Raw genomic sequence first — 9864 nt, 5'->3', positions numbered from 1 at the left:
GGGGTGAAGGGGTCGGGGCCCGCCGAGCCGACGGGCTGGAGGTGGATCTCCTGGTTCTCGGGGCCGGCCGGGGCGGGGGGCTCTTCGCCGCCACCGCAGGCCGCGGCGGCGAGGCTGAGCAGCGTCAAGAGGGCTGCGCGGGCCGGTGTGTGACGGCGCGGCGCCTGACGGGGTGTCGACTCGTGCACGGTTTTCTCCCTCTTCGCCCCGGATGCTCCCTCCTGTCTGCCGTATGCCGGCAGGCCCCGCAACCGGAGCGCCCGCAGCCGGGGGCACGGCCTCCCCCGGGCGGTGCGGAGGCATCCGGGAGCGCAGCCCTTGAACGCGTTCAGCGCTTCCCGTAGGGTCGTGGCGTGAACTGAACGCGTTCAAAGCGCGGGGTGTCCGCGCCCGCGGGTACGCGGTGTGCGCGGTACGGCCCCGCCCGGCGCCCGCCGGCGCTCCCCGGTCCCGTACCGCGCGGGGAGTTCCCCGGGGGCTGCCGAACCGCGGTCGGCCGGGGCAGGAGCAGTCCGTGCCGCAGACGGAGGAGACGATCCGATGACCCGACTCACCGGGGCGGCCCGCCCCGCGCTCACCTACCCGGAGCGGGGCGCCACCGCCTCGCTGCCCCTGCCCGAGCCGTACGACCACCTCCGCCACCGCACCCGGCTCGGCCGCGGACGCGCCGTCTTCGAGGCGGCCGGCGCCGCGGTCACGACGTTCGGCGCGCACCGCGCCGCGGGCGTGGCGGTCCGCTGCGGCCACGGCGCCGTCCGGCCAGGGAGCCGGGTCGCGGTCGGGCTCGGCTGGGGCCCGCTGCGGTTCGAGGTTCCCTGCGAGGTCGTCTGGACGGCGTACGAGCCCGCCCGGACCGGCTTCGCCTACGGGACCCTGGCCGGCCACCCCGAGCAGGGCGAGGAGTCCTTCCTGGTCCTCCTCGACCGGGACGGCACCGTGTGGTTCGAGGTGACCGCCTTCAGCCGCCCCGCCCGCTGGTACACGCGGGCCGCCGGCCCGCTGGTCCCCCTCCTCCAGCGCCGCTACGCCCGCCGGCTGGGCCGCGCCCTGCGCAGGCTGGCCGCCGCGGCCTGAACCGGCCGATACTGGAGGTGATGGACTGGTTCACGGCGCCCGACCTCTGGCTGGGCCGGCTGGTCTTCCAGCGGGCCCTCGCCGTCGTCTACCTCGTCGCCTTCCTGACGGCCGCCCTCCAGTTCCGGGCTCTGATCGGGAGCCGCGGCATGCTGCCGATCCCGCGGTACGTGCGGTTCGTGCCCTTCAGACGCGCCCCGAGCCTGTTCCAACTCCACTACACGGACCGGCTCTTCGCCGGCTGCGCCTGGACGGGGGCGGCCCTGGCCGCGGCGCTGGCGGCCGGCGCGGGGGACGCGGTGCCGCTCGGTGCGGCGATGGCGATGTGGGCGGCGCTGTGGGCGCTGTACCTGTCGATCGTGAACGTGGGCCAGACCTGGTACTCCTTCGGCTGGGAGTCCCTCCTGCTGGAGGCCGGCTTCCTCGCGGTGTTCCTCGGCAACGCGGACACCGGGCCGCCGGTGCTGGTGCTGTGGCTGCTGCGGTGGGCGGCGTTCCGGGTGGAATTCGGGGCCGGGCTGATCAAGATGCGGGGGGACGCCTGCTGGCGGAAGCTGACCTGCCTCTACCACCACCACGAGACGCAGCCCATGCCCGGTCCGCTGAGCTGGTTCTTCCACCACCTGCCGAAGCCGCTGCACCGGGTGGAGTGCGCCGCCAACCACGTGACCCAACTGGTCGTGCCCGTGCTTCTGTTCGCGCCGCAGCCGGTCGCCTCGTACGCCGCCTGCGCGATCGTGGCGACGCAGCTGTGGCTGGTGCTCTCCGGGAACTTCGCCTGGCTGAACTGGCTGACGATCACCCTCGCGCTGCCGGCGGTCGACTTCACCCCGGTCGCCGGCCCGCCGCCGGCCGCGGCCTCGGCACCGCCGCCGGTGTTGTTCGCGGTGCTGGTGTGCGCGGTGACGCTGCTGGTGCTGGTGCTGAGCAGGCATCCGGTGCGCAACATGGTCTCGCGGCGGCAGGTGATGAACCGCTCCTTCGACTCGCTGCACCTGGTGAACACCTACGGGGCCTTCGGCACGGTGAGCCGGGTCCGCGACGAGGTCGTGGTGGAGGGCACCCCGGACGCGGTGCCGCGGGAGGACGGGGAGTGGCGGGAGTACGGCTTCAAGGGCAAGCCGGGGGATCCGCGCCGGATCCCGCGCCAGTTCGCCCCGTACCACCTGCGGCTGGACTGGCTCATGTGGTTCGCGGCGCTCTCCCCCGGCTACGCCCGGGACTGGTTCGGGCCGTTCGTGGAGCGGCTGCTGGAGGGCGACCGGGACACGCTGCGGCTGATCCGCCACAACCCCTTCCCCGACGCCCCGCCCGTGTACGTGCGGGCCCGGCTCTACCGGTACCGGTTCACCACCTGGCGGGAGCTGCGCGAGACGGGGGCGTGGTGGCATCGAAGCCTGCTCAGGGAGTACCTGCCCCCGACCCGCCTCTCGGTGGTGTCCGCCTCGGGCGGGGCCGGAGCGCGGTCAGAGCCCGAGTAGGGCGGCCTCCTTCCCGGGGCTGATGCCCTTGGCGCTGCGGTCGGGGCGCAGGGGGGCGGTGCCGCCGATGGACCGGAGCCAGGCCCAGGTGTCGGCGACGGTCTCCTCGACGGGACGGCACCGCAGGCCGGCGGCGAGCGCCTTGGAGACGTCCGCGCCGAACATGTGGGCGTGCAGGTCGCCCTCGGGCAGCCAGACCGGCAGCTCGGTCCAGGGCTCGATACCGGCGTCGAGGATCCGTGCGGCTTCGGTCCAGCGCAGGTCGGCGGCCCCGCCGGTGGCGGCCGTGCAGGCTTCGAGGAAGGTACCCATGGTGGCGTGCCCGGCGGGCGAGACCGCGTTGTACGGGCCGCCGAGGCCTGCCGCGGCGGCGTCGAGGGTCCAGCGGGCGAGGTCGCGTACGTCGATGTACTGCAGCGGCAGGTCCTTCGGGCCCGGGGCGAGGGTGGGGCCGCCGCGGGCGGTGCGGTCCAGCCACCAGGGGAGGCGGCCGACGTTCTCGTACGGACCGAGGATCAGGCCCGCCCTGACGAGGAGGGCGCGGTCGCCGAAGGCGTCGGTGGCGGCGATCTCGCCGCCGCGCTTGTCCTCGGCGTAGGCGGTGGATTCCGCGTCCGGGGAGCCGCCGACGAGGGGGGCGTCCTCGGCGGCGTTCCCGTCACCGGGATAGGAGTGGACCGAGCGGCTGGAGACGTAGGTGTAGTGGCCGGCGCGGTCGCGCAGCAGGCGTGCGGTGTCGCGGACGGCGGTGGGGGCGCCGGACCAGGTGTCGACGACCAGGTCCCACTCGCCCGCTTCGGGAGCGGCGAGGGCGGCGAGGCCGTCGGGAGCGGTGCGGTCGCCGTGTACGGCACGGGTGCCGTGCGGCGGGGCATGGCGGCCGCGGTGGAAGACCGTGACGTCCCAGCCCCGGGCGAGGGCGTCGTCGGTGAGGGCGCGTCCGACGAACTCGGTTCCGCCGAGCATCAGCAGTTTCGTCATGCCGCCAGCGTGCCGGGGGACGGCGCGGTGGTGGAAGCCGTGATCGCTCTCGGCGATGACGCCCTGGGCGGACACGAACGGGGAACTCCGCTTGCCCGGCCCCGGGCGGCGGCACGTCTGCCTCCGCCCGCCGAGCCGTGCTCCGCCCCTGTGCCGCCGCGGTGTCCGTGGCGGCCGGCGGGGCGGTGGGGATCGATGCCGGGCTAGTCGATGCCGGGCAGGATGTGGGATTCCGCGAGGTCGTCCTCGTAGCCGGCGAGGCGGATCGGGGCCGAGCGGGCCCAGACCTCGAGGCTGCCCAGTTCGTCGCTGTGGGGGCGGCCCTTCCACCCCGTGCGCTCCAGCAGCTCGTCGGACTTCGTCTTCGTGTCTGTCACCGCGCACTCCTTCGGTGTCGCTTGACCCGGCGGCCAACCGCATCGGGTATGGGGAATGGAGAGTTTCAAGACGCGGTGGCGCCATGGTGGAGCGTGGCCTGGGTGGGGCTCTAGCGTGTCCCTCAGACTACACATCTGAGCAGGCGCCCGCTCGGTAGATTGGCAAAATCCACCCCAATGGCGCGAATATCCGATCGTTCCTGTGGTTTGTGTGTCACCTTTGCGCCGAGGTCTGCCCTTCGGGACGGACTCGGCCCGCCCCTCACGGGGCGGTCGCCCCTGACCGGGAACACGACAGCGCCCCGGCCCCTCGGGAGGAGGGGCCGGGGCGCTGTCGCGGGGCAGGCGGGCGGGCCGCCGCTCACCACTTGGCGGGCGCGTAGTCCTTCAGGAAGACGCCGTACAGGTCCTCGCCGGCCTCGCCGCGGACGACCGGGTCGTAGACGCGGGCCGCGCCGTCGACCAGGTCCAGGGGCGCGTGGAAGCCCTCCTCGGCCAGCCTCAGCTTGTCGAAGTGCGGGCGCTCGTCCGTGATCCAGCCGGTGTCGACGGAGGTCATGAGGATCCGGTCGGTCTCGAACATCTCCTGGCCGCTCGTCCGCGTCACCATGTTCATCGCCGCCTTGGCGGCATTGGTGTTCGGGTGCCCGGCGCCCTTGTAGCCGCGGCTGAAGACGCCCTCCATCGCGGAGACGTTGACGATGTACGCCCGCCCGCTCGCGGCCTGGCGGGCGGCCTCGGCCATCACCGGCCGGAGCTTGCTGATCAGGATGAACGGCGCGGTGTAGTTGCACAGCTGGGTTTCGAGGAGCTCCACCGGGGAGATCTGGTCGATGGTCTGCACCCAGGTGTTGCTCTCGACGACGTCGGGCAGCAGGCCGCCCGCGTCGATGGCGGTGCCGTCCAGGTGCCGCTCCAGGCTGGCGTTGCCCGCGACGAGGGCGAGGTCCGCGACCTTCTGCGCCTCCAGGCCGCTCACGCCGACGGGCAGCGCCGCCAGGCCGTCGACCGCGCCCGAGTTGAAGGCGCCGATGACGTGGTGCGCGGGCAGCTCGCCGGCCGGCAGCGGGGCGCCCTCCCCCTCCACCAGCGCGGCGTAAGCGGTGGGCAGGCGGCGCACCGTCTGCGTCGCGTTGTTGATCAGGATGTCCAGCGGTCCGGCGTCGGCGACGCGGTCGGCCAGCTCGACGGCCTGCGCCGGGTCGCGGAGGTCGATGCCGACGACCTCCAGGCGGTGCATCCAGTCCGCCGAGTCCTCCATCGCCTTGAAGCGGCGGATGGCGTCCTTCGGGAAGCGCGTGGTGATCGTGGTGTGGGCGCCGTCGCGCAGCAGCCGCAGCGCGATGTACATGCCGATCTTCGCCCGGCCGCCGGTGAGCAGCGCGCGCTTGCCCGCGAGGTCGGCGCGGGCCTCGCGCCGGGTGCGGTTCTCGGTGGCGCACGGCTGGCACAGCTGGTGGTAGAAGTAGTCGACCTCGACGTACCGCGTCTTGCAGACGTAGCAGGAGCGGGGGCGCTGGAGTATGCCGGCGATCCGGCCGGCCTCGGTGACGGAGGTCGGGAGGATGCCCTCGGTCTCGTCGTCGATGCGCTGCGCCGAGCCCGTCGCGGTGGCCTCGGTGACGGCCTTGTCGTTGGCGGTCTTGGCGGCGCGGCGCTCCTGGCGCCGGCGCTGCTTCACCGTCCGGTAGATCCCGGCGGTGGCCCGGCGCACGGCGACGGCGTCGGGGTGGTCGATGTCGAGCTTGTCGAGCTCGTCGAGCACGCTGAGGCAGACGGCCATGCGCTCGGGGTCGATGCCCGGCCCGTACGCCTGGATGTCTTCGGTCTCGGTCTCGGTCGCCGTCATGGCCGCTGCCGTTCCTTGGTCACTCGTCCGCATCCGCCTGCTGCGGAAGTCCTCAAAACGGCAACTGTACGGATGCTGCGGGCCCGGAACCAAACCCGTGCCGCGGTGGCTCACTCACCGCGTCCGGGCCGTCACCGCAGGCGTACTGCGCGGGGAGTGCGGGCAGGGCTGCCTCATCCTTCCGCAGTACGCCCTGAGCAGGGTCGATGTGGTCCTCCAGGGGGAGGAATAGGCGCGGCGGGCCCGGCATTGTGGGATGCATGAGTGCCCTGGGGCTGTCGCTGCTGCTGTGCCTGGTGTCCTCGGTGGCGTACGCGGGCGGCGCGATCGTGCAGGAGCGGGTCGCGGCGGGCGGCCCGGACCGCCTGTGCGCGCCGCTGCGCCGGGCGGACTGGTGGGCGGCCGTCGCGCTGAACGGCGCCGGCGCCGTGCTGCACGTGGTGGCGCTGGCGTTCGGGCCGCTGAGCGTGGTGCAGCCGCTGGGCGCGCTGACGATCGTGTTCGCGCTGCCGATGGCGGCCGTGTTCGTGCGCCGGCGGGCCGGTGCGGCCGCGTGGCGCGGGGCGGTGCTGGCCTCGGCCGGGCTGGCCGGGCTGCTGGCGCTGACGGGCGGGAACCCGGACGGGGGCGCGGACCGGCTGCCCGTGGCCGGGGAGCGGGTCCTGCTGCTGGCGGTGGCGGCGGCCGCGGTGTCGGTGCTGTTCGCGGCCGCGCGCCGGATGCGGCGGCCGGTGCTGCGGAGCGTGCTGCTGGCCGCGGCGGCGGGTACGGCGTTCGGGATGGCGTCGGTGTTCACGAAGGCGCTCGCCGAAAGCTTCGTACGGGGATCCGCGGGCGGCCGCTGGCCGGACGCGGCGGCCGTCGCGGTCCTCGCGTGCGGGGGGCTGCTGCTGTCGCAGGCCGCCTACCGCGGCGCGGGGCTGGCCGCGCCGCTGGCCACGCTGACCGTCGTCAACCCGGTGGTGGCGGCCGCGGTGGGGCTGACGCTGTTCGGCGAGGGCTTCCGGTACGGGGCGGCGGGCACGGCGGGGGCGCTGGCCGGTGCCGCGGTGGCGGCGGCCGGCCTGGTCGTGCTCACGGCCGCCGCGCCGCCGCCCACGGCCTCGTCAGATGCCGACCCCGTGGGCGCGGAGGTACTTCAGCGGGTCGATGTCGGAGCCGTAGCCGGGGCCGGTCCGCACCTCGAAGTGGAGGTGGGGTCCGCTGCTGTTGCCGGTCGATCCGGAGCGGCCGATCCGCTGGCCGGCGGAGACGTCCTGCCCGGCCTTCACGCCGAGGGCCGACAGGTGGGCGTACTGGGAGTACCGGCCGTCGGTGTGCCGGACGATGACCTGGTAGCCGTACGCCCCGGCCCAGCCGGCGGAGACGACGCGGCCGGGGCCGACGGACTTGACGGACGTACCGGTCGCGACGGGGAAGTCGACGCCCGTGTGGTAGCCGCTGGACCAGGAGGAACCGCTGGCCTTGTACCGGGTGCCGACCGAGGCGTCGACGGGGGCGACGTAGCCGCCGCCGGTCTGCTGCTTCGGCGCTGAGGCGGGCTTCTCCGCGGGCTTCTGCGCGGGGGCCGGCTTGGGCGCGGCCTTCCCGGCGGGCTTGGCCGCCTGCTGCTCCGCCGGCTTCTCGGCGGGCTTCTGCGCCGGCTTCTCGGCGGGCTTGGCGACCTGCTCGCCGGCGGGCGGCGCCGCGGGCGTGACCGGCTTGACCGGTTCGGCGGTGCGCGGCGGCTTCTCCGGGTTCTGCGCGGGCGGGGCGGTGGTGATGCGCAGGGTGAGGCGCTGCCCGGGGAAGATCAGGTCCGGGTTGGCGCCGACGGTGGTGCGGTTGGTCTCGTACAGGGCCTGCCAGCCGCCCTCGACGTGCTGCCGGACCGCGATCGACGACAGCGAGTCGCCGGGGGCCACGACGTACGGGTTCGGCAGGACCGACGTCCCGGTCGGCCGGGGTGCGGCGGGCGGGGCCGCGGCCTTCCCGGCGGGCTGCGCCTGCACCTTGACGACCTGGACGGTGGCCTTCGCCCCGCGCTGCTGCGGGAGCTCGGGGGCGGGGCCGCCGCGGGCGAGGCCCGCCTGCTTCCCGCACGTGGGCCAGGCCTGCGGGCCCTGCCCCTTCAACACCTTCTCCGCGACGGCGATCTGCTGCTCCCGGGTCGCCTTGTCGGCGCGGGGCGCGTACTGCGTGCCGCCGAAGGCGCGCCACGTCGTCTGGCTGAACTGGAGGCCGCCGTAGTAGCCGTTGCCCGTGTTGATCCGCCAGTCGCTGCCGGACTCGCAGTCGGCGACCTTGCTCCACGTCTCGGCGGACGCGGCGTGGACGGTCCCGGCGCCGATCAGCGGGAGCGCGATGCCGGCGCCGCCCGCCGTGACGGCGAGCGAGGCGCGGTTGATGCTGCTCGGCTGGTACCGGCGGTGCCGACCCCGTACACCCATTGGGAGCCCCCATCGAAGACATTGGTGACCGCACAACCTAACGGTCCGGTCACGGCCGTGACAAGGGGCGCAACAGGGCGCACAGCAGGGCAAGTTGACATTGTTCCGGGCGGCGGGCGATCCGCCGCGGGCCGCGTCGCGGTAGCGTCGGTGATCCCCGCACATCGAAGCACCAAGGAGCGCACGCATGAGCAGCACCGCCCAGATCGGTGTCACCGGGCTCGCGGTGATGGGCAGCAACCTCGCCCGGAACTTCGCCCGCAACGGTTTCACCGTGGCCGTGCACAACCGGACCGCCGCCAAGACCCGTGCCCTGGTGGAGGAGTTCGGGCACGAGGGCGACTTCGTCGCGGCCGAGTCCGCGAAGGAGTTCGTCGACGCGCTGGAGCGGCCGCGCCGCCTGATCGTGATGGTGAAGGCGGGCGAGCCGACGGACGCGGTGATCCGCGAGTTCGCCCCGCTGCTGGAGCCCGGCGACGTCGTCATCGACGGCGGTAACGCGCACTTCGAGGACACCCGGCGGCGCGAGCGCGAACTGCGCGAGCGGGGCATCCACTTCGTCGGCGTGGGGATCTCGGGCGGCGAGGAGGGCGCGCTGCTCGGGCCGAGCATCATGCCCGGGGGGTCGCCGGAGTCGTACGACGCGCTGGGGCCGATGCTGGAGCGGATCGCGGCGAAGGCCGCCGACGGCACGCCGTGCACCTCGCACGTGGGCCCCGACGGCGCCGGGCACTTCGTGAAGATGGTGCACAACGGCATCGAGTACGCCGACATGCAGCTGATCGCGGAGGCCTACCACCTGCTGCGCGAGGTCGCCGGCTACTCCCCCGCGCGCATCGCGGAGACGTTCCGGGAGTGGAACCGGGGCCGGCTCGACTCCTACCTGATCGAGATCACCGCGGAGGTGCTCGCGCACGTCGACGCGGCCACCGGCAAGCCGTTCGTGGACGTGGTGGCCGACGCCGCCGAGCAGAAGGGCACCGGCCGCTGGACGGTGCAGACCGCCATGGATCTGGGCGTTCCGGTGTCGGGCATCGCGGAGGCGGTCTTCGCCCGCGCCGTCTCGGGCCACGCCGGGCTGCGGGCGGCCTCGCGGGGCCTCGCGGGCCCGTCCGCGCAGCCGCTGGCCGGGGACGCCGCGGACGCGTTCGCCGCGAAGGTGGAGCAGGCGCTGTACGCCTCGAAGATCGTCTCGTACACGCAGGGCTTCCACCAGATCCGGGCGGGCAGCGAGGAGTACGGCTGGGGCATCGACCTGGGGGCGGTGGCCTCGCTGTGGCGCGGCGGCTGCATCATCCGGGCGGCGTTCCTCGACCGGATCCGCGCCGCGTACGACGCCCGGCCGGACCTGCCGGGCCTGCTCGCCGACACCGGGTTCGCGCAGGAGATCGGCGCGGCGCAGGACGACTGGCGTGCGGTGGTGGCGGCCGCGGTGGCCGGCGGCATCCCGGTCCCGGCGTTCGCGGCGTCGCTCGCGTACTACGACGCGCTGCGCGCGGAGCGGCTGCCGGCGGCGCTGACGCAGGGGCAGCGGGACTTCTTCGGTGCGCACACCTACCGGCGCACGGACCGCGAGGGCTCGTTCCACACCCTCTGGAGCGGCGACCGTACGGAAGCCACCGCCTGACATGCGGCCGCCGCGGCGGCCGCATGTCAGGCGGTGGCTTCCGTAC

Annotated in this window: 7 protein-coding genes and 2 pseudogenes; 4 read left to right on the top strand and 5 right to left on the bottom strand. The window is 74.3% G+C overall.

The features are described 5' to 3' along the window. Window positions 1–188: pseudogene (locus EF903_RS21625) on the bottom strand (hypothetical protein); the annotation flags it as partial. A gap of 352 nt (window positions 189–540) precedes the next feature. On the opposite strand from EF903_RS21625, the gene EF903_RS21620 reads away from it, so the two are divergent. After that, complete coding sequence (locus EF903_RS21620; protein WP_125545632.1) at window positions 541–1074, top strand: DUF1990 family protein; 534 nt, start codon at window positions 541–543, stop codon at window positions 1072–1074. 20 nt (window positions 1075–1094) lie between these two features. After that, entirely contained in the window at window positions 1095–2555 is a 1461-nt protein-coding gene (locus EF903_RS21615) for a lipase maturation factor family protein (RefSeq protein WP_125545630.1), read from the top strand. Here EF903_RS21615 and EF903_RS21610 read toward each other — a convergent pair. The 3 genes from EF903_RS21610 to EF903_RS21605 form a co-directional block, all read right to left on the bottom strand. After that, window positions 2541–3521, bottom strand: a complete 981-nt coding sequence (locus EF903_RS21610; protein ID WP_125545634.1) for an NAD-dependent epimerase/dehydratase family protein — start codon at window positions 3519–3521, stop codon at window positions 2541–2543. The genes EF903_RS21615 and EF903_RS21610 overlap by 15 nt on opposite strands. A gap of 218 nt (window positions 3522–3739) precedes the next feature. Then, on the bottom strand, window positions 3740–3913 hold the full coding sequence (locus tag EF903_RS34210; RefSeq protein WP_185902756.1) for a hypothetical protein: 174 nt from the start codon (window positions 3911–3913) through the stop codon (window positions 3740–3742). A 361-nt stretch (window positions 3914–4274) separates the two neighbouring features. Further along, window positions 4275–5762 (bottom strand): SDR family NAD(P)-dependent oxidoreductase, encoded by a 1488-nt coding sequence (locus tag EF903_RS21605; protein WP_125545628.1) that lies wholly within the window; start codon window positions 5760–5762, stop codon window positions 4275–4277. A 206-nt stretch (window positions 5763–5968) separates the two neighbouring features. Here EF903_RS21605 and EF903_RS21600 point away from each other — a divergent pair. Further along, a pseudogene (locus EF903_RS21600) lies at window positions 5969–6772 on the top strand (DMT family transporter); the annotation flags it as partial. A gap of 96 nt (window positions 6773–6868) precedes the next feature. Here the strand turns inward: EF903_RS21600 and EF903_RS21595 are convergent. Beyond that, window positions 6869–8191 carry a transglycosylase family protein gene (locus EF903_RS21595; RefSeq protein ID WP_125545626.1) on the bottom strand — a complete coding sequence of 441 codons (1323 nt, stop codon included), beginning with the start codon at window positions 8189–8191 and terminating at the stop codon, window positions 6869–6871. A 187-nt stretch (window positions 8192–8378) separates the two neighbouring features. Between EF903_RS21595 and gndA the strand changes: the two genes are divergently transcribed. Next, entirely contained in the window at window positions 8379–9818 is a 1440-nt protein-coding gene (gene gndA / locus EF903_RS21590) for an NADP-dependent phosphogluconate dehydrogenase (RefSeq protein ID WP_125545624.1), read from the top strand. Window positions 9819–9864 lie beyond the last annotated feature (46 nt).

This window comes from Streptomyces sp. WAC05292 (genome assembly GCF_003949955.1).
Classification (GTDB): domain Bacteria; phylum Actinomycetota; class Actinomycetes; order Streptomycetales; family Streptomycetaceae; genus Streptomyces; species Streptomyces globosus.
The sequence above is the reverse complement of the archived record's forward strand: the minus strand, read 5'-3'. Positions and strand labels throughout refer to the sequence as shown.